Source organism: Micromonospora sp. NBC_00421 (assembly GCF_036017915.1).
In the GTDB taxonomy this organism is placed as follows: Bacteria; Actinomycetota; Actinomycetes; order Mycobacteriales; family Micromonosporaceae; genus Micromonospora.
Genome location: NZ_CP107929.1, coordinates 168,538 through 192,332, shown reverse-complemented (window position 1 = coordinate 192,332; position 23,795 = coordinate 168,538). Strand labels below are relative to the sequence as shown.

Here is a 23,795-nt window from a genome sequence, read left to right as displayed (position 1 = left end):
GGACGGCTGGCCGGGCAGGGCCGGCCGCCCACCCCGGTCCCGGCGGGAGAGGCGGGTGGTACGGATGGGACGGCTGGGCGTACCACGGTGGTGGCCGCGGCGGCAGGTGGCCGGCGTACGGTCAGGTCGCTGGCAGGTGGTGACGGTCGGGGTGCCGGCGGCGGAGCTGCTGCCCGACGGGCGGTGGCCGGAGCCGCTGCGGCCCCTGGCCGGCGCGGTGGAGGTCGACCTACGGCCGGCCCCCGGCGGGCGGGGCACCGAGCTGGCGGTCCGGCCCCTCGGCGGGGTCGACACCCTGCCCGGGATGTCCGCCCACCTGGTCGGCGACGACCCCGACGGCTACCTGCGGCAGGTGTTGCGCGCGGTCCGGCAGCTCGTCGAGACCGGCGAGGAGCTGCGCGCCGACCGGCCCGTCGTCGAGCGGCCCGCCGACGACCGGCCCGCCGTGGCCCGCCCGGTGGAGCCCGGATGAGGGCGCTGTGCTGGGAGGGCGTCGACCGGCTCGCGGTACGCCAGGTGCCCGACCCGGAGCTGCGCAACGCCCACGACATGATCGTCCGGGTCCGGCGCAGTGCCACCTGCGGGGCCGACCTGCCGTTGCTCGCCGGTCGGGTGCCGGGCCTCGCCGCCGGGGACGTGCTCGGGCACGAGTTCCTCGGCGAGGTGGCCGAGATCGGCCCGGCGGTACGCCGACACCGCGTCGGCGACCGGGTGGTGGTCTGCGCCGCCGTGGCCTGCGGGAACTGCTGGTACTGCCGGCAGGGCCTCTACTCCTGCTGCGACAACGGCGCGACCACCGGGACGGTCACCGAGGCGGCCTGGGGTCAGCCCACCGGCGGCTGCTACGGCCACCCCCGGCGGACGGGCGGGTTCGCCGGCAGCCACGCCGAGTACGTCCGGGTGCCGTACGCCGACGTCGGGGCGTTCGCCGTGCCCGACCCGGTCAGCGACGACCGGGCGGTCTTCGCCTCGGACGCCGCCCCCGCCGGGTGGATGGGGGCCGAGCTGGGTGCGGTCCGCCCCGGTGACGTGGTCGCGGTCTGGGGGGCGGGGGCGGTGGGTCAGCTCACCGCGCAGGCGGCGACGGCGCTCGGCGCGGACCGGGTGATCGTGATCGACAGGTATCCGGAGCGGCTGCGGATGGCCGAACGGCACGCGGGCGCCGAGACGCTGCACTACGAGCACACCGACGTCCCCGCCGAACTGCGGGAACGCAGTGGCGGCCGGGGCCCCGACGTCTGCGTGGAGGCGGTCGGGGTGGCCGACGGCGGTGGCCGGCCGGTCTCGCTCGCCGACCGCTTCACCGGTCGGGGCGGCCCGGCCGAGGACCCGTTGGCGGTCCGGGAGGCGGTGCACGCCTGCCGCAAGGGTGGCACGGTCTTCGTCTCGGGCACCTTCACCGGTTTCGTGGACGCCTTTCCGCTGGGCGCGGTGATGCACAAGGGGCTCACCCTGCGCAGCGCCCGGCAGCACGGTCAGCGGTGGATTCCGATGCTGCTGGACCGGATGGCCCGGGACGAGCTGCGTACCGAACACCTGGCGACGCACCGGTTCGACCTGGACCAGGGTCCGACCGGGTACGCGCTGTTCCGGGACCGGGCCGACGGCTGTGTCCGGTCGGTCTTCACGCCGCACGGGTGAGGGGCGGGCACGGGTGGCACACTCGGCGGATGCCCCACGACCGCGCGTACGACATCGTCCTGTTCGGCGCGACCGGCTTCACCGGCGGGCTGACCGCCGAGTACCTGGCCCGGCACGCCCCGGCCGGGTTGCGCTGGGCGCTGGCCGGGCGCAACCCGGCGAAGCTGGCGGCGGTCCGGGACCGGCTCGTCGGCATCGACCCGACCCTGGCGGAGCTGCCGCTGCTCACCGCCGACGTCACCGACGCCGGATCGCTGCGCGTGGTGGCGCAGGCCACCCGGGTGCTCGCCACCACTGTCGGGCCGTACGTGCACCACGGGGAGCCGCTGGTCGCCGCGTGCGCCGCCGCCGGCACCGACTATCTCGACATCACCGGCGAGCCGGAGTTCGTGGACCTGATGTACGTGCGGCATCACGCCGAGGCGGTGCGCACCGGGGCCCGGCTGGTGCACGCCTGCGGTTTCGACTCGATCCCGCACGACCTGGGCGTCTGGTACACGGTCCGGCAGCTGCCGGCGGACGGGCCGATCACCGTGGACGGGTTCGTCCGGGCCGGGGGGAAGTTCTCCGCCGGCACGTACCACTCGGCGCTCACCGCGTTCTCCCGTACCGCCGAGGCGAAGCGGGCGGCGCGGGCCCGCCGGGCGGTCGAGCCCCGACCTGACGGCCGCCGGGTCCGCGCGGTGCCCGGCAAGGTGGGCCGCTCGGCGACGGCCGGCGGGTGGGCGGTGCCGCTGCCCACCATCGACCCGCAGGTGGTACGCCGGTCCGCAGCCGCCCGCCCGGAGTACGGCCCGGACTTCCGCTACCGGCACTTCGCCGCCGTCAAGCGGCTACCGACGGTGCTGCTGGCCGGGGTGGGGATGGCCGGCCTGGTCGGGTTGGTCAAGTTGCCGCCGACCCGGCGCTGGCTGCTCGGCCGGCTCGCGTCCGGGCAGGGCCCGAGTGCGGCGCAGCGGGCCAGGTCGTGGTTCCGGGTGCGGTTCGTCGGTGAGGGCGGGGGCAGCACGGTCCGCACCGAGGTCTCCGGCGGCGATCCCGGCTACGACGAGACCGCCAAGATGCTCGCCGAGTCGGCCCTCTGCCTGGCGTACGACGAACTGCCCGGCACATCCGGTCAGGTGACCCCGGTGACGGCGATGGGCGATGCGCTGCTGGACCGGTTGGTGAAGGCGGGGATGACGTTCCGGGTCCTCCAGGCGCGGAGCTGACCGGGGCGGTCGGCGGGTCGACGGCGGTCGCGGCTTGACCCTCTACCTGGTTGAGGCGACAGCATCATGGGCGTGGAGAGCGAGTTGCGGAGTATCGGCGAGCTGGCCCGGGCCAGCGGCCTGACGGTCAGCGCGCTGCGGTTCTACGACGGGTGCGGGGTGCTGACCCCGACGCTCGTCGACCCGGTGAACGGTTACCGCTGGTACACCGACGCGCAGGTGGCGCCGGCCCGGCTGGTGGCCGGTCTGCGCCGGGTCGGCATGCCGTTGGCCGAGATCGCCGCCGTGCTGCGGCTGCGGGACGAACCGGAGCGGGTCGGGCGGCTGCTCGACGCGCACCTGCGTCGGCTGGAGGACGGTCTCGCCGATGCCCGCCGCGAACTCTCCCGGGTCCGTGCCCTGATCGATCCCGAGGAGTACCAGATGACCACCCGCATCGTGCTGTCCCGTGCCGACCTGGCCGCCGCCGTCGACGCCGTCCGGTTCGCCGTCGGCAGCGACCCCGAACTGCCGGTGCTCGCCGGCGTGCTGCTGGACGTGGAGCCCGACGGCGTACGCCTGGTCGCGACCGACAGGTACCGGATGGCGCTGGCCCGGGCCGGTGGTGGGGTGGACGGCCCGCCGGTGCGGGCGTTGCTCCCGACGGCGGCCGTCGACGAGTTCCGGGCGCTGCTCGACACCGCCACCGAATCGGAGGCACACCTGACTGTCGCCGAGGGGCAGGTCACCGTCGCCGTCGCCGGTGCCGAAGCCCGCTCGGCGGTCCTGCCGTACGAGTTCACCGACTACCGGCGGCTGCTGCACCGACCGGCCGACGCCCCGGCCCGGCGGGTCCCGGTCGACGTGGCGGCCCTACGCGCCGCGCTGCGGGCCAGCACCCCCACGGTCACCCGGGAACACGAAGGGGTGTCGCTGCCGGTGACCGTGCTCGGCGTGGACGAACGCAACGGGCTGCGCCTGGTCGACGCGACCGAACTGGCCCGCCCGGGCCAGCCCGACCTGCTGGTCGGGGTGAACGGCGACTTCCTGCTCGACGCGCTGGACGCCGCCGGTGGCGCGCAACTGGTGCTGGAACTCGACGGCCCGATCGCCCCGCTGGCCGTCCGCCGCCCGGACGACGAGGACACCTTCTCGATCCTGATGCCGATCCGTCTCTGACGGTGCCGCCCCCGCCGGCCGGGTCTCCACCCCGCCGGCGGTCACCGGCACCGCCCGCGACCGGCGCCGGCACGCATATGACCGGCCCGGACATGAGCGGCGGGGGCATGGGGGTCGCCGAAGCCGGGGCCGGGGGCCGGGGGGCGCGACGGTAGCATCTGGGGGTCCCACCCGACTGCCTGGACGGAGCGTACGGAGCAGCATGCTCGACATGGAGTTGATCCGGAAGGATCGCGAGGCGGTGGCGACCGCGCTGGCGAAGCGGCTGGATCCCGCCGAGGTCAACCGGGTCCTGGACGAGATCCAGCGGCTCGACCAGGAGCGTCGTGCCCTGATCACGGAGATCGACGCCGAGCGGCAGCGCCGCAAGGCCGAGGCTCGGGCGTACGCGCAGGCGAAGCGGGCCGGCACCACGCCGGAGCCCGTCGCGCCGGACGCCGAGCGTAAGCAGCTCGCCGAGCTGGAGTCCCAGCTGGACGAGGTGCAGTCCCGGCTGCGCGGCACGATGAGCGAGCTGCCCAACCTGCCCGCCGACGACGTCGTGCCCGGCGGCAAGGAGGCCAACCGGGTGGTGAAGACCTTCGGCGAGCCCCCGGTCATCGAGAAGATCCGCGACCACGTGGAGCTGAGCCGCGCGCTCGGCCTGGTCGACCACGAGCGGGGTGTCAAGCTCGGTGGGTCCGGCTTCTGGATGTACACCGGCCTGGGTGCCCGGCTGGAGTGGGCGCTGATCAACTGGTTCATCGACGAGCACGTGCGGGCCGGCTACGAGTTCCTGCTCCCGCCGCACCTGCTGCTGGACACCGCCGGTTTCGCCGCCGGCCAGTTCCCCAAGTTCTACGACGACGTCTACCACCTGGACCGGGAGTCCGCCCCGCGCGGGCAGTTCCTGCTGCCCACCTCGGAGACGGCCATCCTCGGCGCCTACCAGGACGAGATCCTGGAGACGTCGAAGCTCCCGCTGAAGGCGTTCGCCTACACCCCCTGTTACCGACGGGAGGCCGCCGGTTCGCACTCCGACGAGCGCGGCACCGTGCGGGGGCACCAGTTCAACAAGGTGGAGATCTTCCAGTTCACCCTGCCCGAGCAGGCCGACGCGGCGCTGGAGGAGATGCTCGGCCACGCGGAGAGCCTGGTCGAGAAGCTGGGCCTGCACTACCAGCGCAGCCTGCTCTCCGCCGGCGACGCCAGCGCGTCGATGAAGAAGACCCTCGACATCGAGGTGTGGATGCCGAGCACCGGCAAGTACAAGGAGGTCTCGTCGGTCTCCTGGGCCGGTGACTACCAGGCCCGCCGGGCGGCCATCCGCTACCGCGAGCCGGGCGGCAAGCAGACCCGCTTCGTGCACACGCTCAACGGCTCGGCGCTTGCCACCAGCCGGCTCTTCCCGGCCATCCTGGAGCAGTTCCAGCAGCCCGACGGCTCGGTGCTGGTGCCCGAGGTGCTCCGCGACCGGCTCGGCACCGACCGGCTCACCCCGCTGCGCTGAGGCTTCCGGTGAGGGGCGGGGCCTCCGGGCTCCCGCCCCTCACCGCACACACCACCCCGGCGACGACCGACCCGCCGCGTTCACACCCGTTCGGTGGCACCGTCCCGGGTGCGGTTGCGGTGCAGCAGCGCCGCCACCGCGAGCAGCCCGACCAGCAGCCCGGCGAGCACCACCGGCCCGGCCGTGTCCAGCGCCGTCACCAGCATCCGCTGGACCCGGGCCGCGCCGACGACCACCGGGTCGCCGAACGCGTCGTGCCGGCCCTGGGCGAGCCGGACCTCGTACCAGCCGTACCAGGCGACGTAGCCGCCGGCGACGAGCAGCACCAGGCCGCTGAGCCGGGGCACCCAGGCACCGGCGCCGCGCAGTCCGCGTACCACACGGCCGCGGAGCAGCGCCACGCCGAGCGCCGCCACCGTCACCACCAACCCCATCCCGATCGCGTACGCGACGAAGAGCGCCAGCCCGCGCAGGGTCGAGCCGGCCTGGAGGCTGGTCACCACGATCGCCAGGAACGGCGCGATCGCGCAGCTCAGCGACGCCAGCGCGTACGCCATCCCGAACAGCGCCATGGACGGCAGCGAGCGGGTCAGTCGGGGGGCGCGGGTCGACGGGCCCGGGGTGGGCAGCCGGCGACCGGCGAGCAGCCACAACCCGAGCGCCAGCAGGCCGAGCCCCAGCGTCACGGTCAGCCACGGCAGCCGGGGGCGCAGCCAGTCGGCAAGCGGTGCGACGGCCAGCCCGAAGGCTCCGAACACCACGACGTACCCACAGGTCAGGCCGGCTGCCGCGGTGAGTGCCCGGCCGATCGCGCCCCGGCCGTCCGCCGGCCCGGCGACCAGCAGCGACAGGTACGCCGGCAGCATGGCGAAGCCGCACGGGTTGACCGCGCCGAGCATCCCGGCGGTCAGCGCGAGCAGCAGCGGCCCGGTCATCAGCCGGCCAGCGCGGCGACCCGGCGGGTCAGGTCCTCACCGTCGAGGAAGCCCTGGTGGACGACCTTCCCGTCCCGATCGATGATCAGGAAGGTGCTCTGTTCGACGACCTCGAAGCGCCGCCACAGCGCGCCGGCCCGGTCGTCGATCTGGGTGGTTCCGGCAAGGTCGAACTCGGTGACGAAGCTGCGCATGGCCTTCTGCTCGCCGAGGCCGGCCACCCCGACGATCGGCACGGTGTCCCGGTACTTCGGGGCGATCTCGGCGACCGTCCACGCCTGGCTGGCGCAGGTGGCGCACCACGGCGCCCAGAACCAGAGCACCACCGGGCGGCCGGCCAGGGTGGCGGCGGAGAACGCCGTACCGTGGAGGGTCTTTGCGGTGAAGCGCAGCGCGTCGGGCACCGGGGCGGGTGCGCCGGTCGTGCCGGGTACGCCGGTCGGGGTCGGCTCGGCGGACAACGGCGACGAGGTGGCGACCGGCACGGCGACCTCGGCGGCGGGTTGCGCCGACGTCGGCCCGACGGCGCACGCCGAGGCGGCCAGCAGGGTGCCGGCCAGGGTGGCGGCGACGGCGAGCCGGGCGGCCGGGCGGCCTCCCGGCCGGTTCCTGGGGTACGACGACCGCATCCGATTCTCCTCTCGGTGGTGCTCGGTGGCCTCGACGGTGCTACTTGACCTCGACCAGCCGCAGCGCGAGTTCGGGGCAGACCTTGACGGCCTTCATCGCCCCCTCCTTCAGCCAGGTCGGCACGGGGGTGGGCGGAAAGGCGGGGTATCCGTTGGCGTCGAGCCGGATGAAGTCCGGCACGACGTGGGCGCAGAGCCCGTGCCCGTCACAGCGGGACCAGTCCAGGGTGAGCATCCGGGGGTTGGCGTCGGGGGCGCCGGGCAGCCCCATCACGCCCTTGACCCGTTTGCCGCACCCCTCACCTGTGGTGTGCTGCCGCAGGTCGTCGGCGAACACCTCCATCGCGGAGAGCGCGAAGCGGGAGGTGCCGTCGGGGTGGCTGCACGCGCCCCGGCCCTTCACGTCGCCGGCGGCGGCCCGGACGACCTCCACCGGGGCGCTGCCGGAGACCGCCAGGTCGACGGCGCGGGCCAGGTCGGGCAGGCCCCGCTTGCACGGCCCGCACTGACCGGCGGACTCCCCGGCCAGGTAGCGGACCACCTGGGCGGCCTCGCCGAGCGGGCAGGTGTCCCGGCCGAGCGGGATGATGATGCCCGCGCCCAGGGTGCCGCCGACGCTGGTGAGGCTCTTGCGGGTGATCTCGGCCCGCTGCGCCGCCTCCCAGGTGATCCAGCGACCGTGGTAGCCGCCCATCAGGATGCCCGGCCCCTCCGGCACCTCGCACAGTTCGAGGATGTCCCGCAGCGGGGTACCGGCGGCGCACTCCACCACGGCGGCGCGCTTGGCCTGGCCGGTCACGGTGAGCAGCACGGTGCCCGGCTCGTCGTCGGTGCCGAGCGCCGCGTACTCGTACGGGCCGAGCCGGGCGGCGATGGCCACCTGGGCGTACGTCTCGGCGTTGGAGAGCAGGGTGGGCAGGTTGCGTACGCCCGAATCGCTGGACCGCTTCTTGGTGCCCGGCGGGATGTGCGGCAGCCCGTTGATGCCGTTGACCAGCGCGCCACCCTCACCGGAGATGAACCGGTGCGGCACGGTGACGATGGTGGTGGGCACCGGCATCCGGCGTTCGGCGAGGGCCTCGGTGAGCGAGTCCCGGCCGATCAGGTCGTCGGCGACGCAGAGCACGATCTCCTCGGCGTCCAACGCGTAGGCGGACAGCGCGGCACCGTCGAGGATCAGGTGCGGGGCCCGGGTGAGCAGCACCTTGTCCTTCCAACTCGCCGGTTCCCCCTCGGTGGCGTTGACCACCACCACGGCGGGCAGGTCCTGCCGTTCGCAGGACTCCAGCACCGCCTTGAACTTGCGGTAGAACGGGAAGCCGGCCCCGCCCTTGCCCTTGAGCTGGATGGCCTCGGCCAGCCGGAGCAGGTTGGCGGGTTCCATCGGGCCGATCGGGCCGTGCTCCATCTCGTGTGCCATCAGGTCGAGCCGGCCGTACTCGGCGAAGCCGGCGGTGAGCCGGGGCTCGCCGATGCAGGCGACCGGGGGCACCTTGGTGCGCATCACTTGGCTTCACCGCGCAGCCCGGCCCAGTACGCCCCGTCGACGGCGTCCGCGTTGGCCTTGCCCTTGCGCCGGCCCCGGGTGTCGCCGGTGGCCTTGCGGGCCCGGCGGGAGGCCAGGTCGACAAGGGTCGGGGTGTCGTCGACGGGGATGTCGTCGGCGACGTAGCGGGCCGGCGGACGCCAGTAGTCGGGCTCCTCCGGCACGTCCGGCTCGACGCTGTGCCGGCCGGAGCCGCTGCGCGGGGCGGCCGAGATCGGCTCGGCCGAGACGGGCCGGTTGGACTCCTGCCACCGGCTCGGGCTGTCCCACGGCTCCTCGGGCTCCTCGGTGCGCCGCCGGGGCGGTGCCGAGTAGCGGGCAGCCAGGTCGTCGTCGTCACGTCGGGCCCGCCGACCGGTGGAGACCGGCGCGATGTCCTCCTCGTACCGGGACCGGCGACCACCGGAGACCGGGGCGACGTCCTCCTCGTAGCGGGAGCGGCGACCACCGGAGACCGGGGCGACGTCCTCGTCACGGCGGCGGCTGCCGGAGACCGGGGCCACCTCCTCCTCGTACCGGGACCGACGGGTGCCCGACACCGGGGCCACGTCCTCCTCGTAGCGGGACCGGCGACCACCGGAGACCGGGGCCACGTCCTCCTCGTAGCGGGACCGGCGGCTGCCCGACACCGGGGCGACGTCCTCGTCGCGACGGCGGGGTCGTTCGTCGCGACGCTCGTCGCGCTCGGCGGTCCGGCGGCGGGCGGCCGGTTCCAGGTCGCGCTCGCGGCGGGGGGTCGGCTCCGCCTCCCGGGTGGACCGGCCACCGCGCACCGGTTCCCGCAGGGTGCCCGGCTCGGGCACCACCGGAACGGTGAACCGGTCGGGGTCACGACGCCGGGCGCTGCCGGTCTGGGCGTTCCAGGACGGGGCCAGGGTGGTCTCGGCCCAACTGGTCCGGCTGTCCCTGGTCTCCTCCTCCTTCTTGCGACCGATCCCGCTGAGCAGCGTCCGACCCTTGCCCTCGTCGGTCGCCTTGGCGGTCATCGCCTTGTTCAGCGCGGCGGCCTGCTGCTGCTCGCGGGTGCGCTTGCCGAGGTAGACCGAGAGCCGCACCATCAGCGCCACCACCACCAGCAGGACGCAGGCCAGGTAGCTCAGCACCACCCAGGACTTGGCGGCGCGGCCGGCGTTGAGCCCGTGGAACAGGGCGAACGGCCAGGAGAGGTACGCCAGGGAGTGCAGGCTGCGCCAGAACCACTTGGGGCCGACGCCGGCGAAGCGGACCCGGACGATGCCGGTCCAGAACACGCTCACCATGAGGAACGCGGCCACCGTGCCGAGGCCGACGTAGAGCCCGCTGCCACCGATGAACGGGACCACGGCGTCGCTGGGCCCGGCCCGGCCGATCGCGATCTTGGTGATGACGTGGAACACCAGGCCGGCGACGGCGAGGACGCCGGTGGCCCGGTGCGCGGACTGGAGCAGCACCCGGTGCCGGATCATGAGGACCAGCCGGTCGGTGGCGAGCAGACCCATCATCACGGTGAGGCTGAGCGACACCAGGGTGACCACCCCGGCGAAGAACTCGGTGAAGAAGAAGCCGTACGCGTACATCGCCGTGCCGTTGCCGGTCATCTCGACGCCGGCCCAGAACACGCCCAGGGCGGACGCCACCATCAACGCCATCGTGGATTTCGACACGGTCCGGACACCACGGCTACTGGTGGAGGTCCGGACCGTCGCGGCCTGCTCGTTCTGCTTTGCCCGGGCCATCTGCTCCTCGATCGTCTAACGGCGGCGCCACCACCGGCCGACCTTGCTCCCACCTCCAGTACGGACCTCCGGCGCGTACGGATCAGTGCCGGTGCCGAAAATTCTCGGCGGATTGTCGAACCACCCCGGTCCGGGGCGCGTGTAGCGCCCGGCGCACCGTGCCGCCGGGACCCACCGCAGCGCGAACCTGACGCCCGATGCAACGACGGTCGTCCATCCGTTGACAGGCTCTGCAACACGCTTGTAACCTTTCCGCAAATTTCAGCCGCTGTTGCAAGAAGTGGACAGTCGGCATCCTCCCCCACGCTCCGCCACCGCCCGCGAACCCGCGGTCACCACCCCCGAACCCAGGAGTACCGATGCATCGACGTCGATGCCGCTCGGCGATCCTCGCCCTCGGCACGCTCGCCAGCCTGCTCGCACCCATCGCCGTGGCGGCACCCCCGGCCGCCGCCGCACCCGCCGGCACCAGGAACGTCATCGCCAACCTCTTCGAGTGGAACTGGCCCTCGGTGGCCGACGAGTGCCGCACCACGCTCGGTCCGAAGGGCTACGGCTACGTCCAGGTCTCCCCGCCGCAGGAACACGTCACCGGCAACCAGTGGTGGGTGGCGTACCAGCCGGTCAGCTACCGGATCGAGTCCCGCAAGGGCACCCGCGCGCAGTTCCAGACCATGGTGAGCGCCTGTCACACCGCCGGGGTCAAGGTGATCGTCGACGCGGTGATCAACCACATGTCCGGCCAGGCGAACGGCGGCACCGGCTGGGCCGGCTCGTCGTACGGGCACTACGACTACCCGGGCGTCTACCAGACCCAGGACTTCCACCACTGCGGGCGCAACGGCGGCGACGACATCGCCAACTACAACGACCGGTACGAGGTGCAGAACTGCGAGCTGGTCAACCTGTCCGACCTGAAGACCGAGTCGGACTACGTGCGGTCGAAGATCGCCGGCTACCTCAACGACCTGCTGTCGCTGGGCGTGGACGGGTTCCGCCTCGACGCCAGCAAGCACATGCCGGCCGCCGACATCGCCGCCATCAGGGGAAAGCTGTCCCGCTCGGCGTACCTGGTGCAGGAGGTCATCTACGGTGCGGGCGAGCCGGTCCAGCCGGGCGAGTACACAGGCAACGGCGACGTGCACGAGTTCCGGTACGGCCGGGATCTCGCCCGGATGTTCACCAGCGAGCGGCTGGCGTACCTGCGCAACTTCGGTGAGGCGTGGGGCTACCTGCCGAGCGGTTCGGCGGCGGTCTTCGTGGACAACCACGACACCCAGCGCGAGGGCGGGGTGCTCACCTACCGGGACGGGGCCGCGTACGCACTGGCGAACGCGTTCATGCTGGCCTGGCCGTACGGCTCGCCGACGGTGATGTCGAGCTACACCTTCAGCAACAAGGACGCCGGCCCCCCGTCGGACGCCGGCAACAAGACCCGCGACACCACCTGCTACTCGGGCTGGGAGTGCGAGCACCGCTGGCGGGTCGTGCAGAACATGGTCGGCTTCCGCAACGCCACCCAGGGCGCGGCGGTCGCCAACTGGTACGACAACGGCTACCAGCACATAGCGTTCAGCCGGGCCGGCAAGGGCTACCTGACCATCAACGACGAGGATTCGGCGGTCGCCGGCCGGTCGTACTACACGGGGCTGCCCGCCGGCCGGTACTGCGACGTGATCCACGGCGACTTCGCCAACGGCTCGTGCAGCGGACCGGTGATCACGGTCGACGCCTCCGGCTGGTTCGCGGCCACCGTCCCAGCACACGACGCGGTCGCCCTCCACGTCGGCGCCAAACTCTCCTGACTGCCCGCTCCCGAGCTCTGCGCGGAGCTCCCCGGGGGCTCCCGCGCAGGGCCCCCGGGCTCTTATCGGGAGAGGCGAGACCGGGTCTGCGGGGCTCCCGGCCGGGTGGTTCGCCACCGGTGGGAGCCTCGTACCCGTTAGAGTGTTTTTGTGCTTTTTGATCGGATAATCGACCGGTGGGGGCGCGGCCCGCTCGCCGCCGCCGTGGGCGTGCCGGCGCTGTTGGTGCTGGCCCTGCTGGTCGGCGCGGCGCTACGGTACGACGCACCCGCGCCGACCCACCGGGCCGCTCCGCCGCCCACAGTGACCGTCCCGGCGGAGGACGGGACCGTGCCGCCCGCTGCGCCGGCCCCCGCCGGGCTGCCGGTGGTCGACTACGATCCGGCCCCCGCCGGTTTCCCGGCCGACCCCCGCCCGCTCGACGTCACCCCGCTGACCGAGGGCCTCACCCCGACCCGGAACATCGCCGCGTACGACGCACCCGGCGGACGCCCCCGCGCCCTGCTCGCGCCCACCATCAACGGCGTCGAGCTGACCATGCCGGTGGTGGAACGCCGCACCGGCTGGACGGCCGTTCTGCTGCCCTCGGCGAGCCGCCGACTGGCCTGGCTGCCCGCAGGCGGCTGGACCCCGGTCGCCCTACGCGACCAGCTCGTGGTGCAGCGGCGCACCCACCAGCTCACCTGGTACCGGCACGGCAAGCCGGTGCACACCTGGCAGGTCAGCCTCGGCCTGCCCGGCCAGGAGACCCCGCTCGGCCGGACCTTCATCCTCGGCGTCACGCCCCCGCCCGAACCGGTCTACGGCGGGGTGGACGTCTTCGCCCTCGGCGCGGTCCCGGACGACCCGGACGCGGTGCCCACCGGCCTCAGGGGCGCGCACATCGGCCTGCACACCTGGCAGGACGACGACACCCTCGGCGAGAACGTCACCAACGGCTGCATCCGCCTACCCCGCGCCGCCCAGCAGACCCTCCTCGACGAGCTACGCCCCGGCACCCCCCTCACCGTCGTCGACACCCTCCCCACCACCTGACCCCGCCCCGCCCCGCCCGGCGAGGCCCCGCCTCGGCCCGCCCCGCCCCGCCTCGGCCCGGCCCGCCTCGGCCCGGCCCGCCTCGGTGATCAAGAGGTTTACGTCATCTCCCAGCCGGATTCTGACGCGAACCTCTTGATCACCGCCGCCGGAACCACCCGCTCTACGCGGCTACCGCCGATGCGCGCCCCGCACCGACACACGCCGGCGGAAGTCGTGAGCCGCTTCACCCAAGATCGTGCTGGAACAACGTTGTAGGGGCTTCCTGCGATTCCGAGGCCACTACAACCTGGTTCCAGCACGACCTTGAGCCGGGCGCGAAGGTGGGACCGCGAGACAGGGGCGCAGCGCGGTGGGCAGGGCAGGAGCACCAAGCAGGAGCGGCGCGAAGCAGGGGCGCGAAGCTAGGAGCGGCACGGGGTGGGGCGCCAAGCCGGGAGCACGGGGTGGGGCGCGAAGCAGGGCAGGAGCGGGACCAGGTGCTGTCCGCCCGGGTGGGGCATCGGGAGGTGGAAGGTGGGTATGCCGCCGGGGTCGGGGTGGGTGAGGTCGGGGGGACGGCATGGGGAACGGGTCGGGTGGGCGGGTCGACACGGTGGTGTTCGTGCACGGGCTGTGGATGACGTCGCGCAGCTGGGAGGGGTGGGCCGAGCGGTACGCGGCACGCGGGTTCCGGGTGCTCGCGCCGGCCTGGCCGGGCTTCGACCGGGAGGTGACCGCGCTGCGCGCCGACCCGGGCACGATCGCCGGAACGACCCTGCGCCAGGTGATCGACCACTACGCGGAGGTGATCCGCGAACTGCCGAGCCCGCCGATCGTGATCGGCCACTCGTTCGGCGGGCTGGTCGCCCAGGTGCTCGCCGACCGGCGTCTCGGTGCAGCCGTAGTGGCGATCGCGTCCGCACCGGTCAAGGGGGTGCTCCGGCTGCCGATCAGCACGCTGCGGGCGTCGTACCCGGTGTTGCACAGCCCGGTCAACCGGCACCGGGGGGTGCAGATCAGCCCGGACGAGTTCCGGTACGCCTTCGGCAACACCCTCCAACCGGACGACTCCGACCGGGCCTGGCGACGCTACGCCGTCCCGGCCGCCGGTCACGTGCTCTTCGAGGGGGCGTTCGCCAACCTCGACCCGCACTCCGCCGCGACGGTCGACACCGGCCGCGACGACCGGCCACCGTTGCTGCTGATCGCCGGAGGCGAGGACCACGTGGCCCCGCCGTCGCTGGTCAAGGCGAACGCCGGGCTCTACCAGAAGTCGCGGGCGGTGACCGCGTACCACGAGTTCCCCGGGCGCTCCCACTTCACGGTGGGTGAGCCGGGCTGGGAGGCGGTCGCCGACTACGCCCTGGACTGGGCGACCCGGATGGCGCAGATCCCGGCGACAGCGGGCGACGCGCCCCGCCGTTGAGCCGGGCGGCGACGTAGCACCACGGCGACCGGTCGCCGGCCCGGCACGGTCGCCGGCCCGGCCCGGCCCGGCCCGGGAGCGTGGCACCGCCCGCACCGGATGCCCGCTCACCGCCACCCGCGCCGCCGGGAACATTCGCCGTCGTGGTCGGGACGGAGCAGGCAGCGCCGGCCACCGGAGAGCAGCCGGTCGCAGAACACCCAGTGGCGTACGTTCTGGTCGTCCTCGACGGAGACGGTGGTGCCGCCCGGGTCGGTCTGCGGCAGGACGTGCGTCCAGTGCGCCACCACCCGGGCCAGCCGCTGCCCGGAGGGCAGGTCGTTGGCGACCACCGGCAGGTGGATGACGAAACGTTCGGTCACCGGTCCCACTCCCGCTCGTTGCGGGCGTGCGCCCGCTCGGCTTGCAGGCGGCACAGCGCGATCCTGACCCGACCGGCCTCCCGCCGGCTCTGCCGCAACGCGTCGTAGACGGCCGCCAGTTCCCCGGCGACCTGGTCAAGGAACTCCCGTACCTCCTGCGGGTCGAGCCCGCGCTGCCCGAACCGCGCCGGCCGGAACCGCCACGCACGCACCTGCCAGGGCAACAACCGATGAGGTACGGCCGGACGACGCCCCACCGACGCCGGCACCTGTCGTCGGTCCTCCGGCATCCGGCGGAAGAAGTCACGCATGAGGAACCTGCCTCTCCTCGAGATCGACGCATGGAGGGGGTGGGTCCACCGGCCCGCCGCGCACCGGCGGACCCACCCCGGCACCCACCGCCGCAGCTCCGATCAGCAGTACGACAGCAGGGCCCACACGGCCACTGAGCAGCAGAAACTCCGCAGCGACCGCCGAAGCAGTCAAGCACGTCGAACCGAAATGCAACGTCTAACGGAACTCTCATTCTGGAGAGCTGACACTCGAAAGCACACTCTCGGTCACGTGTCTATTGTTTCTGATACACGATCAGCGTCTAATTGGACGGACAGACGTCAGCCATGACTGAACACGGAGGCATCGGTGTCACAGGCGGTAGCGGGGTCGACGATGCTCCGACGACAACTCGGAAGAAAGCTCGAAGCCCTCCGCAAGGCGGCCGGGTTGACGATGGAGCAAGCGGCCGAGCAACTGGACCGAGCGCGAGCGACCCTCTACCGGATCGAAAACGGCGCCGAGAACGTCCGCTTTCGCGCTGCCGACGTGAGGGAGATGCTCACGCTCTACAACGCGAGTGACGAAAGCGCCGAACTGGTGCTTGCGATGGCAGCAGCCACCCGGGAGAACAAGAACTGGTGGCACGACTACATCGGCTCTGGCCTGCCGCGCTGGTTCCAGCTTTACATCGGACTCGAAGCTGCCGCATCCAGCATCCGGAAATACCAGCCCGAACTGGTGCCCGGCCTGTTCCAGACGCGCGCCTACGCGGAGCAGGTCTTCCAGATGCCCGGGGGGTCAATCGACGCCGGGGACCGTGACGAACAACAGCGCGCCCTCCAACTACGGGTGGAACGGCAGGGGCTGCTCACCCGCTTCGCCGCCCCGCAACTCAGCGTAGTCATGAACGAGGCAGTGTTGCGTCGTCCGGTTGGCAGCGCCACGATCATGGTCGAGCAGCTACACCAGATCCTGAAGGCTGCGGAGCTACCGAACGTAACCGTCCATGTGCTGGAATTTTCTGCGGGATTGCATGCCGGGGCGATGACCGGCGCATTTTCGATCATGGACTTTCCCCTCGACGGAGACGGCAAGGAGGTGGAGCCACCGGTGACCTACCTTGAGGCCGCAACCGGGGCTGTCTATCTCGATAAGCCGCATGAGATCTCCGCCTACAACAGCATCTGGGCCAACATGACAGACCGAGCGCTGAACGAGTCCCAGTCCAAGAGCTTGATCCAACAGATCGCAGAGGAGTACGCCCGTGCCTGACCTGACCGGTGCCGTCTGGCGCAAGTCCACCCGCAGCAACAACGGCGGCGACTGCGTCGAGGTCGCCGACAACCTTCCCGCCGTCGTCGGGCTCCGCGACAGCAAGGACCCGTCCGGCCCCGCTCTCACCTTCGCACCCCGGGTGTGGACGCGATTCCTGACGAGCATCAAGCAGCAGCCGCCCCAGCGCTGAAAGTGACCGGACGGCCCCGGCTGCACCAACGCAGGCCGACCGTTTCGACCGTGCCGGCCTACCCGCCGGGAAGGCCGGCACACAACGCCACCGCCGGCGACTACTCGCTGTCGTGGCTGGGCCGGTGCAGCGCGTTGGTGACCGCGTCGGACCGTACTGTCGTCTGGTGGAAGATCTCCCAGCGGCGGCGTAGTTCCTGGTCGAAGTTCGGATCCTGGGCGGCGGCGTCGGCAAGTGCCAGGCGCAACCCGGCCGCCCGGTCGTCGCCCTCGGCGGATGCGGGCTCGGCGGCGAGCGAGGCCCGAAGCGCTCGATGGTCCGTTGCCTTACGCCGAACGAGGTGCATCAACGACGCGAGGGCTTCCCTTGCCGCATCGGTCAGGCCCTCGACCGCCCGGGTCGACAGCGTCACGGCGATCGCCGTGGGAATCGGGTCATCCATCTTGCTTCCCCTGGTCAGTTGAGGCGTCAGCTCGGCGGCCGAGGTCACCGCCGCCAACGCCTGAGCGTGCTCACCGGTGTGCAGCAGTGTCTGCCCACGGTGGAGGGCGACGAGCCCCTGACTCCACCGGTTTCGCAGCCGCTCGAACACCGTCATCGCGTCGTCGTACGACACGAGCGCCTCAGCGAAGCGGCCAGCGCCGCGTTGCCGAGGCTCATCAGGGCCAGGCCGGTTCCGCGCTCCTCACCCCACTGCGTCGCGTAGCTGGGCGAGCGCCTCCGGGTCGGTCAACCGGTAGCCCCGCACCACGATGTCGCCGTTGTCGGTCTCGTACAGGCTCGGGCACGACCCAGAATTGCTGGACGTGGTGAGAAAGCGGAGTTTCATGGCCCCCCTGAAGTCGGCAACTACAGATAGTAGTCAATCGAGTACCGCAACTCAATGGGAGTCCGCCCACTGAGTCGCCACGCCGACAAACATGAATAATATGGGGAACCAATTCACTTCGATCTCAGAAATCCCGTACTCGCCGATATCGACGACCTTTGTTCCCGTACTACACCGCGCTGTCGGCCGCCGACCGGATGGCGGCGACGGCACGGGCGCCCGCAGGGGACCGGCCCGTCGCCACAGTGGTCACCGATCACCCAGTCGTCGCCACAGGAAGCGCAACGTCAACGCCGTCAGGAACGCCCGCTGTTCGTTGTTGCTCGCCGCGCCGTGCCCGCCCTCCACGTTCTCGTAGTACGACACGTCGTGACCGTGCTCGCGCAGCAGGGCGGCCATCTTGCGGGCGTGCCCCGGGTGCACCCGGTCGTCCCGGGTCGAGGTGACGAACAGGACCGGCGGGTACCGCACCCCGGGCCGCACGTTGTGGTAAGGCGAGTACTCCCGCAGGAACGCCCAGTCGGCCGGATCGTCCGGGTCACCGTACTCGGCCATCCAGGAGGCCCCGGCGAGCAGCAGGTGGTAGCGCCGCATGTCCAGCAGCGGCACGTTCGCCACCACCGCGCCGACAAGCGTGGGGTAGCGGGTCAACATCGCCCCCATCAGCAGCCCACCGTTGCTGCCGCCCTCGATGCCGAGCCGGTCCGGGGTGGTGATCCCCCGGGCCACCAGGTCGGCGGCGACGGCCGCGAAGTCCTGGTACGCCCGGGGGCGGTTCTCGCGCAGCGCCGCCCGGTGCCACAGTGGGCCGTACTCCCCGCCGCCGCGGATGTTCGCCACCACGTAGCTGCCGCCCCGGGCCAGCCAGCCCCGGCCGACCGCCCCGTCGTAGCGCGGCGTCAGCGAGATCTCGAACCCGCCGTACCCGGTGAGCAGGGTCGGCCCGGCGGACGCCGCCGGGTCGCCCACCACGGAGTACGGCACCCGGGTCCCGTCGGCGGAGGTGGCGAAGAACTGGCGCACGGTCAGGCCGGTGACGTCGAAGAACGCCGGCTCCCGCTTGAGGATCTCGACCGGGCCGCCGACCCGGCCCAGCCGCAGCGTCGCCGGCCGCAGGTAGCCGGTCGAGGCGATCAGGTAGTCGTCGCCCAGATCCGGATCGGTGTCGACGATCCAGTTGTCGTCCTCCTCCGCCACCCCGGCCAACGGCTCCCGCCGCCACCCCGCACCGTCGGCAGACTCCGGGCCGTCGGGGGTCAGCACCTCCAACCGCCGGCGTACGTCGACCAGGGTGGCCAGGATCAGATGGTGCCGGGTCCAGACGTGGTAGCTCAGCGCGGTCCGCTCGTCGGGCCGGAACAGCACCGTCAGCGCGCGGTCCCCGGCGAGGAAGTCGTCGAACCGGGCCGCCAGCAGCGCCCCGGCCGGGTGGGTGACCCCGGCGACCTCCCACGGCGAGCGCGGCCGGATCAGCAGCCACTCCCGGTGCACGTCCCATCGGGCGTCGTCGGGCACCGGGATCGGGACCTGCCCACCGTCGGGGGCCAGCAGGAAGCTCCGGGTCCGGTAGAAGTCCAGGCTGCGGCCCACGAAGTCGCGCTCGAAGCCGGGTGTCGGGTCGTGCGAGGCGTACGCGGAGACGTCGTCGGTCTGGCCCTCGTACACGATCTCGGCCTCGGTCAGCGGGGTGCCCCGCCGCCACCGGCGGATCACCCTCGGGTAGCCGGAGGTGGTCAGCGAGCCGGGGCCGAGGTCGGTGCCGACGTAGATCCGGTCGGTGTCGATCCAGGTGACGTCGCTCTTGGCCTCGGCGAGGGTGAACCCGTCGGCGACGAAGGCCCGGGTCTCCAGGTCGTACTCGCGGACCACCACCGCGTCCTTGCCGCCCCGGGACAGGCTGACCAGGCAGCGGCGGTGGCCGGGCTTCAGCACGGTCACCCCGCCCCAGACCCAGTTCTCGTCCTCGGCGGCGGCCAGCGCGTCGAGGTCGAGCAGCACGTCCCAGGCCGGCTCGGGCCGCCGGTACTCCGCCAGGGTGGTGCGCCGCCACAGCCCCCGGGGGTGCGTCGCGTCCCGCCAGAAGCCGTAGTAGAACCCGTCGCCGCGCCAGCCGGGGTAGGGGATGCGGTCGTCGGCGTCGAGCACCTGCCGGATCCCGGCCTGCAACTCGGCGAACGCGTCGTCGCCGGCCAGCGCCGCGACGGTCGCCGCGTTGCGCTCGCGGACCCAGCCGGCGGCGTCCGCCCCGTCCAGCTCCTCCAACCAGCGGTACGGGTCGTCACCCTCATCGATCAGCGTCACCCCTGCCACTATTCCCGACAAGGTCAACCCGCACCGGCCCGATATCAACCGTCCCTGGACCTGCTGCCCTGGCATGGGCGCGGCGTCGCCGGGTATGACGGGAACATGAGGGCGAGCTTCCGGCTTGGCCGGATCGCGGGGGTACCCGTCGGGGTCAACTGGAGCGTCCTGGTCATCTTCGTGCTGATCGCGTGGTTGCTGTCGGCCAACCAGTTCCCCCGCTCGTACCCCGACCGGCCCGGCTGGGCGTACGCGCTGGCCGGGCTGGCGGCGGCGGTGGTCTTCTTCGTCGGGCTGCTGGCCCACGAGGTGTCGCACGCGGTGGTGGCTAAACGCAACGGCCTCCAGGTGGAGGGGATCACGCTGTGGCTCTTCGGCGGCGTCGCCGAGCTGCGCGGCGAGGCCCCCGACCCGGGCGCGGAGCTGCGCATCGCCGGGATCGGACCGCTGGTAAGCCTGGTCCTCGGGTTCTTCTTCGGTGCGATCGCGGTGCTGCTGGCGCTGGCCGGGCAGGAGGGGCTGCTGCTCGGCTCGCTGTCCTGGCTGGCCGGGATCAACGTGCTGCTGGCGGTCTTCAACATCCTGCCGGCCGCCCCGCTGGACGGCGGCCGGCTGCTGCGCGCCGCCGTCTGGAAGGCCACTGGTGACCGGGCCAGGGCGTCGGTGGTGGCCGCCCGCGCCGGTTGGGTGCTCGGCGTGCTCCTGATCGGCCTGGGCATCTGGCAGTTCCTGGCCGGCTACGGGGTGGGCGGGATCTGGCTGGCGTTGATCGGCTGGTTCCTGATCGGCGCGGCCGGGGTGGAGGAGCGCCAGGCCAGGCTGGGCAGCGCGCTGTCCGGCGTCCGGGTCGGTGAGGTGATGACCCCGCAACCGCAGACCGCCTCGGCGGAGATGACCGTCGCCGACTTCGTCGACAACTACCTCTTCGCCTACCGGCACACCGCGTTGCCACTGACCGAGGACGGCCGGCCGGTCGGCCTGGTCACCCTGGACCGGGTACGCGGCATCCCGGCCGACCGGCGGGCCGCCACCACGCTGGCCGAGGTGGCCTGCCGGGCCGACGACCTGGTGCTGGCCCGGCCGGAGGAACAGCTCAACGACCTGCTCCCCCGGCTCACCGGGTGCGCCGACGGCCGGGCCCTGGTGGTGACCGGTGACCAGCTCGTCGGCATCGTCTCCCCCAGCGACATCAGCCGCGCCGTACAGCGGGCCAGCCTCCGCGACCGCCGTTAGGCGGCGGCCCGCTCCACCGGGATCCACAGCTCGGCGTCGGCGTGGGTGCCGTCGGAGGAGATGCGGGTACGGGAGATCTCCGGCCCCGGCCGGCTCCGGTACGGATTGGACGGGAACCACTGGGTGAACACGTCCCGCCACAGGTTCTGCACGGCGGCCGGAAACTCGCCCGAGGTGTCGAAGACCGCCCAGGTCCCCGCCGGCACGTCGAGCGCCTCCAGGTCGTCCGGCACGTCCGCGCCGGTCACCGCGCCGTACCAGTAGTCCAGCTCGACGCCCTCGGACCGGTCCTCGCCGAGCTGGTCGCTGACGTTGACGATGCCCGCCGGTTCCTGGTCCGACAGGGCCTCGATCCGGGCCGTCGTCCCGGGCGGGATGCCCCTGACGAACGCCACGATCGCCGGGTTCATCCCCTGGTGCACCAGGGGCACCCGGGCCCGCTTACCCACCAGGCGGAACGCCGGCTTCTCCACCACCCGGTACCGCATGCTGGCACTCCCTTCGACGACGAGTCGGAAGGACAACCGTTGCTGGGAGCGCAGCGCGGCCCCCGTGCGCCGCGCCTCACCGGGTCCGACCCCGTGCATCGCCCGGAACGCCCGGGTGAACGCCTCCGTCGAGCCGTACCCGTGGCGGATCGCGACGTCCAGCAACGTCCGCTCACCCGCCAGCACCTCGGCCGCCGCGACGGTGAGCCGCCGCCTGCGGACGTACTCCGACAGCGGCATCCCGGCCAACGCCGAGAACATCCGCCGGAAGTGGTACTCCGAGGTGAGCGTGATCCGCGCCAGGTCCGCCACCTCGATCGGTGCGTCGAGGTGCCGCTCCACGTGCGCCAAGGCCTCGTTCAGCCGCTCCAGCACCTGGTCTCCTTCCGCTTGCATGATCCACGGTAGGCAGCCGGAAACGGCCGAACCCGACTTCCGGTGCCCGCTGCGGTCGGATACCGGGGCGGAGGACATGGTCTCCGGACAGCCGCCCGTCAAGTAGGTTGGACGGATCTCCGGCAATGCGTCCAATGGGTTTGACGCACCGCGTGGAAGCGGGAATGATCCGTCAGGTGGTCGAGGAACATCCTGCCGAACTTTTCGCTGCGCGACTCAATCACCTGTTCGAGGTCGTACGCCGGCCGGGTGGTTCGCGTTGGGAGAACTCCGAGGTAGGGGCCCGGTGCGGGCTGTCCCGCGCGCAGCTGCACAACCTCCGCAATCCCAAACAGAGCGGCAGCCGCAGTCGCGGGCCGACCTGGGAGACGATCAATGCACTCGCATCGTTCTTCGAGGTCGAGCCGAACTACTTCTTCCTACCCGCCGCCCACGCGACGCAGGGTGAGGTGGGCCGCCGGATGGCCGATCTCGGGGTGCAGCACCTGGCAGCGAACACCGTCGGCGAGGATCTCGCCCAGGTCAAGGCCACTGTTATCGCGGTACTGGCCCAGATTCAGCGGATCGAGGACCAGATCGGGAGTCCCGCCGTGACCGGGGATGCCGACAGAGTCGACGGGGAGCGATGGACCACCGAGCAGCACTACTGATCTCCGGGCTGACCCTGCCCACCCCCTGGGACCTCACGGCCCTCGTCGGGCAGATCGCCAGGGAGCGGGACCGCCCCATCCACCTCATGCCCGTCGAGATGCACGGCAGCGTCCTACACGGCCTGTGGGTCGCCACGTCCCGGGCGGACTACATCGCCTACCCGGCGCGCAGCGGCCCGTTCAAGCAGACCGCGATCGTGTTGCACGAGGTCGCCCACATGTGGCTCGGCCATCCTTCGCGGGACCTCGCCGAGCTCGACGGACGCGTCAGCCACCGCCCCTACGACCAGCGGCACGAGTTCGAGGCCGACGAGTTCGCCGAGATGATCCTCCGCCGCGCGGCGTCACCTCCGACACCACCACCCCTGGAGCCGGACGACGTACTCCGCGTCATCAACACCTTCGGAACGGGCACCCCCACCGATGATCTTCACCGCCCTCGTGGCCTCCGTGGCGCTGTGCGCCGCCGCATACACCGCCTCCACCCTGCACGGTGGCCGTGAGCACGTCCCCGCACGCACCTGGATGGGCGGCAGCCTGTTCTGTCTCGCCCTCGCCCTCACCGCCGTCGCCCCCGGCGTCAACGACGCGATCGACGACCTGATCGGGCTTCCCCACGTCAGCAGGCTCATCGCCCACACCCTCACGATATGGGCAGCCGTCGCCGTGCTGTGCATGCTGGCGTACTGGACGCGTAGCCCCGAAACCACCCGACGGGCCGTCCGGGGGTGGCAGTTCCTCGCCTGCACGGCCACCGTCGTCCTCACGGCGTTGTTCCTGATCGCCCGGACACCCGCTGCGGAGGGTGACTGGTTCGCGGCCTATCATCGACGGGCATCGATCGCTATCTATATGGCGGTGTTCGGCGGCATCCTCACCTACGCGCTGATCGATCTCGCCCGCCTGTCGCTGCGCTACGCCACCCGTGTCACCACCCGACCGGTCACCCGCGTCGGTCTCCGCATGTTCGCCGTCGGGGGGCTGATCAGCCTCGGCTATTCGGTCACGGTCGTGGCGGTGGCTGTCGCCGGGCAACTCGGCGTCGACGCCGGCACCGCCTGGACGTACGTCACCATGACCAGTCAACTGACCGGCATCGGGCTCATCGCCAGCGGCTCCGCCGTACCCGGCACCGCCGCAGCGGCCTCGGCCGCCCTGCGTCGCGCCCACGACGCACACCAGTGCGAGCGGATGGAGCCGCGATCGTCCAGACCCACCCGGCC

Annotated in this window: 23 protein-coding genes and 1 pseudogene; 14 read left to right on the top strand and 10 right to left on the bottom strand. The window is 72.3% G+C overall.

Features of this window, described 5'->3' with window-relative positions:
• Positions 1-64: 64 nt before the first annotated feature.
• From OHQ87_RS00875 to serS, 5 genes are all read left to right on the top strand, one after another.
• Positions 65-472 (top strand): hypothetical protein, encoded by a 408-nt coding sequence (locus tag OHQ87_RS00875; protein WP_442930638.1) that lies wholly within the window; start codon positions 65-67, stop codon positions 470-472.
• Complete coding sequence (locus tag OHQ87_RS00870; RefSeq protein ID WP_328344014.1) at positions 469-1,641, top strand: alcohol dehydrogenase catalytic domain-containing protein; 1,173 nt, start codon at positions 469-471, stop codon at positions 1,639-1,641. The genes OHQ87_RS00875 and OHQ87_RS00870 overlap by 4 nt, the downstream gene beginning before the upstream one ends.
• Before the next feature lie 29 nt (positions 1,642-1,670).
• Positions 1,671-2,852 carry a saccharopine dehydrogenase family protein gene (locus OHQ87_RS00865; protein ID WP_328344012.1) on the top strand — a complete coding sequence of 394 codons (1,182 nt, stop codon included), beginning with the start codon at positions 1,671-1,673 and terminating at the stop codon, positions 2,850-2,852.
• Positions 2,853-2,936: 84 nt separating this feature from the next.
• Complete coding sequence (locus OHQ87_RS00860) at positions 2,937-4,010, top strand: DNA polymerase III subunit beta family protein (RefSeq protein ID WP_328348698.1); 1,074 nt, start codon at positions 2,937-2,939, stop codon at positions 4,008-4,010.
• Between the two features lie 202 nt (positions 4,011-4,212).
• Positions 4,213-5,499, top strand: coding sequence for a serine--tRNA ligase (serS, locus tag OHQ87_RS00855; protein WP_328344010.1), 1,287 nt, complete (start codon positions 4,213-4,215; stop codon positions 5,497-5,499).
• Between the two features lie 80 nt (positions 5,500-5,579).
• On the opposite strand, the gene OHQ87_RS00850 is transcribed toward serS, so the two are convergent.
• The 4 genes from OHQ87_RS00850 to OHQ87_RS00835 are packed head-to-tail and all read right to left on the bottom strand — an operon-like array spanning position 5,580 to position 10,252.
• A complete protein-coding gene (locus tag OHQ87_RS00850; protein ID WP_328344008.1) occupies positions 5,580-6,434 on the bottom strand; it encodes a cytochrome c biogenesis CcdA family protein in 855 nt (284 codons plus the stop codon).
• Positions 6,434-7,063 carry a TlpA family protein disulfide reductase gene (locus OHQ87_RS00845; protein WP_328344006.1) on the bottom strand — a complete coding sequence of 210 codons (630 nt, stop codon included), beginning with the start codon at positions 7,061-7,063 and terminating at the stop codon, positions 6,434-6,436. The genes OHQ87_RS00850 and OHQ87_RS00845 overlap by 1 nt, the downstream gene beginning before the upstream one ends.
• A 40-nt stretch (positions 7,064-7,103) precedes the next feature.
• On the bottom strand, positions 7,104-8,570 hold the full coding sequence (locus OHQ87_RS00840) for an NADH-ubiquinone oxidoreductase-F iron-sulfur binding region domain-containing protein (protein ID WP_328344005.1): 1,467 nt from the start codon (positions 8,568-8,570) through the stop codon (positions 7,104-7,106).
• Entirely contained in the window at positions 8,567-10,252 is a 1,686-nt protein-coding gene (locus OHQ87_RS00835) for a ferric reductase-like transmembrane domain-containing protein (protein WP_328344004.1), read from the bottom strand. Before OHQ87_RS00835 ends, OHQ87_RS00840 begins: the two co-directional genes overlap by 4 nt.
• A gap of 431 nt (positions 10,253-10,683) precedes the next feature.
• Between OHQ87_RS00835 and OHQ87_RS00830 the strand changes: the two genes are divergently transcribed.
• The 3 genes from OHQ87_RS00830 to OHQ87_RS00820 all read left to right on the top strand — a co-directional run bounded on the left by OHQ87_RS00830 (position 10,684) and on the right by OHQ87_RS00820 (position 14,572).
• Positions 10,684-12,129 carry an alpha-amylase gene (locus OHQ87_RS00830; protein WP_328344003.1) on the top strand — a complete coding sequence of 482 codons (1,446 nt, stop codon included), beginning with the start codon at positions 10,684-10,686 and terminating at the stop codon, positions 12,127-12,129.
• A gap of 150 nt (positions 12,130-12,279) precedes the next feature.
• The gene (locus OHQ87_RS00825) at positions 12,280-13,164 is read left to right on the top strand and encodes a L,D-transpeptidase (protein ID WP_328344002.1); all 885 of its coding nucleotides are present in this window, start codon (positions 12,280-12,282) and stop codon (positions 13,162-13,164) included.
• 562 nt (positions 13,165-13,726) lie between these two features.
• Positions 13,727-14,572, top strand: a complete 846-nt coding sequence (locus tag OHQ87_RS00820; protein ID WP_328344001.1) for an alpha/beta hydrolase — start codon at positions 13,727-13,729, stop codon at positions 14,570-14,572.
• A 107-nt stretch (positions 14,573-14,679) separates the two neighbouring features.
• Here the strand turns inward: OHQ87_RS00820 and OHQ87_RS00815 are convergent, their stop codons facing one another.
• Together OHQ87_RS00815 and OHQ87_RS00810 are read right to left on the bottom strand one after the other, a co-directional pair.
• The gene (locus tag OHQ87_RS00815; protein WP_328344000.1) at positions 14,680-14,934 is read right to left on the bottom strand and encodes a hypothetical protein; all 255 of its coding nucleotides are present in this window, start codon (positions 14,932-14,934) and stop codon (positions 14,680-14,682) included.
• The gene (locus OHQ87_RS00810) at positions 14,931-15,245 is read right to left on the bottom strand and encodes a DivIVA domain-containing protein (RefSeq protein WP_442930636.1); all 315 of its coding nucleotides are present in this window, start codon (positions 15,243-15,245) and stop codon (positions 14,931-14,933) included. The genes OHQ87_RS00815 and OHQ87_RS00810 overlap by 4 nt, the downstream gene beginning before the upstream one ends.
• 358 nt (positions 15,246-15,603) lie before the next feature.
• Between OHQ87_RS00810 and OHQ87_RS00805 the strand changes: the two genes are divergently transcribed.
• Both OHQ87_RS00805 and OHQ87_RS00800 read left to right on the top strand, forming a co-directional pair.
• Positions 15,604-16,482: a helix-turn-helix domain-containing protein gene (locus tag OHQ87_RS00805; protein ID WP_328348696.1), complete on the top strand. Its 879-nt coding sequence runs from the start codon at positions 15,604-15,606 to the stop codon at positions 16,480-16,482.
• A complete protein-coding gene (locus OHQ87_RS00800; RefSeq protein WP_328343999.1) occupies positions 16,475-16,675 on the top strand; it encodes a DUF397 domain-containing protein in 201 nt (66 codons plus the stop codon). The genes OHQ87_RS00805 and OHQ87_RS00800 overlap by 8 nt, the downstream gene beginning before the upstream one ends.
• 100 nt (positions 16,676-16,775) lie before the next feature.
• On the opposite strand, the gene OHQ87_RS00795 is transcribed toward OHQ87_RS00800, so the two are convergent.
• The 3 genes from OHQ87_RS00795 to OHQ87_RS00785 form a co-directional block, all read right to left on the bottom strand.
• Entirely contained in the window at positions 16,776-17,273 is a 498-nt protein-coding gene (locus tag OHQ87_RS00795) for a hypothetical protein (protein WP_328343997.1), read from the bottom strand.
• A gap of 87 nt (positions 17,274-17,360) precedes the next feature.
• The gene (locus OHQ87_RS00790) at positions 17,361-17,504 is read right to left on the bottom strand and encodes a hypothetical protein (RefSeq protein ID WP_328343995.1); all 144 of its coding nucleotides are present in this window, start codon (positions 17,502-17,504) and stop codon (positions 17,361-17,363) included.
• Between the two features lie 249 nt (positions 17,505-17,753).
• Positions 17,754-19,805, bottom strand: a complete 2,052-nt coding sequence (locus OHQ87_RS00785) for a prolyl oligopeptidase family serine peptidase (protein ID WP_328343993.1) — start codon at positions 19,803-19,805, stop codon at positions 17,754-17,756.
• A 105-nt stretch (positions 19,806-19,910) separates the two neighbouring features.
• Between OHQ87_RS00785 and OHQ87_RS00780 the strand changes: the two genes are divergently transcribed.
• Positions 19,911-21,038 (top strand): site-2 protease family protein, encoded by a 1,128-nt coding sequence (locus OHQ87_RS00780; protein ID WP_328343991.1) that lies wholly within the window; start codon positions 19,911-19,913, stop codon positions 21,036-21,038.
• Here OHQ87_RS00780 and OHQ87_RS00775 read toward each other — a convergent pair.
• Complete coding sequence (locus tag OHQ87_RS00775) at positions 21,035-21,901, bottom strand: AraC family transcriptional regulator (RefSeq protein ID WP_328343989.1); 867 nt, start codon at positions 21,899-21,901, stop codon at positions 21,035-21,037. The two genes, OHQ87_RS00780 and OHQ87_RS00775, sit on opposite strands and share 4 nt — an antisense overlap.
• A 185-nt stretch (positions 21,902-22,086) precedes the next feature.
• Here OHQ87_RS00775 and OHQ87_RS00770 point away from each other — a divergent pair, with 185 nt between their 5' ends.
• From OHQ87_RS00770 to OHQ87_RS00760, 3 genes and pseudogenes are all read left to right on the top strand, one after another.
• Complete coding sequence (locus OHQ87_RS00770; RefSeq protein ID WP_328343987.1) at positions 22,087-22,572, top strand: hypothetical protein; 486 nt, start codon at positions 22,087-22,089, stop codon at positions 22,570-22,572.
• Positions 22,548-23,075, top strand: a complete 528-nt coding sequence (locus OHQ87_RS00765) for a hypothetical protein (RefSeq protein WP_328343985.1) — start codon at positions 22,548-22,550, stop codon at positions 23,073-23,075. The genes OHQ87_RS00770 and OHQ87_RS00765 overlap by 25 nt, the downstream gene beginning before the upstream one ends.
• Positions 22,996-23,712 (top strand): annotated as a pseudogene (locus OHQ87_RS00760) (MAB_1171c family putative transporter); the annotation flags it as partial. The gene OHQ87_RS00765 and the pseudogene OHQ87_RS00760, both read left to right, overlap by 80 nt.
• Between the last annotated feature and the right edge of the window lie 83 nt (positions 23,713-23,795).

What these genes read in the sequence shown, in the direction of transcription:
- OHQ87_RS00850 (WP_328344008.1), bottom strand. Translation starts at nt 6,434, where the DNA reads ATGACCGGGCCGCTGCTGCTCGCGCTGACCGCCGGGATGCTCGGCGCG.
- OHQ87_RS00770 (WP_328343987.1), top strand. Translation starts at nt 22,087, where the DNA reads ATGATCCGTCAGGTGGTCGAGGAACATCCTGCCGAACTTTTCGCTGCG.
- OHQ87_RS00830 (WP_328344003.1), top strand. Translation starts at nt 10,684, where the DNA reads ATGCATCGACGTCGATGCCGCTCGGCGATCCTCGCCCTCGGCACGCTC.
- OHQ87_RS00765 (WP_328343985.1), top strand. Translation starts at nt 22,548, where the DNA reads ATGGACCACCGAGCAGCACTACTGATCTCCGGGCTGACCCTGCCCACC.
- OHQ87_RS00780 (WP_328343991.1), top strand. Translation starts at nt 19,911, where the DNA reads ATGAGGGCGAGCTTCCGGCTTGGCCGGATCGCGGGGGTACCCGTCGGG.
- serS (WP_328344010.1), top strand. Translation starts at nt 4,213, where the DNA reads ATGCTCGACATGGAGTTGATCCGGAAGGATCGCGAGGCGGTGGCGACC.
- OHQ87_RS00870 (WP_328344014.1), top strand. Translation starts at nt 469, where the DNA reads ATGAGGGCGCTGTGCTGGGAGGGCGTCGACCGGCTCGCGGTACGCCAG.
- OHQ87_RS00790 (WP_328343995.1), bottom strand. Translation starts at nt 17,504, where the DNA reads ATGAAACTCCGCTTTCTCACCACGTCCAGCAATTCTGGGTCGTGCCCG.
- OHQ87_RS00810 (WP_442930636.1), bottom strand. Translation starts at nt 15,245, where the DNA reads ATGCGTGACTTCTTCCGCCGGATGCCGGAGGACCGACGACAGGTGCCG.
- OHQ87_RS00805 (WP_328348696.1), top strand. Translation starts at nt 15,604, where the DNA reads ATGCTCCGACGACAACTCGGAAGAAAGCTCGAAGCCCTCCGCAAGGCG.
- OHQ87_RS00865 (WP_328344012.1), top strand. Translation starts at nt 1,671, where the DNA reads ATGCCCCACGACCGCGCGTACGACATCGTCCTGTTCGGCGCGACCGGC.
- OHQ87_RS00795 (WP_328343997.1), bottom strand. Translation starts at nt 17,273, where the DNA reads ATGACGGTGTTCGAGCGGCTGCGAAACCGGTGGAGTCAGGGGCTCGTC.
- OHQ87_RS00820 (WP_328344001.1), top strand. Translation starts at nt 13,727, where the DNA reads ATGGGGAACGGGTCGGGTGGGCGGGTCGACACGGTGGTGTTCGTGCAC.
- OHQ87_RS00845 (WP_328344006.1), bottom strand. Translation starts at nt 7,063, where the DNA reads ATGCGGTCGTCGTACCCCAGGAACCGGCCGGGAGGCCGCCCGGCCGCC.
- OHQ87_RS00875 (WP_442930638.1), top strand. Translation starts at nt 65, where the DNA reads ATGGGACGGCTGGGCGTACCACGGTGGTGGCCGCGGCGGCAGGTGGCC.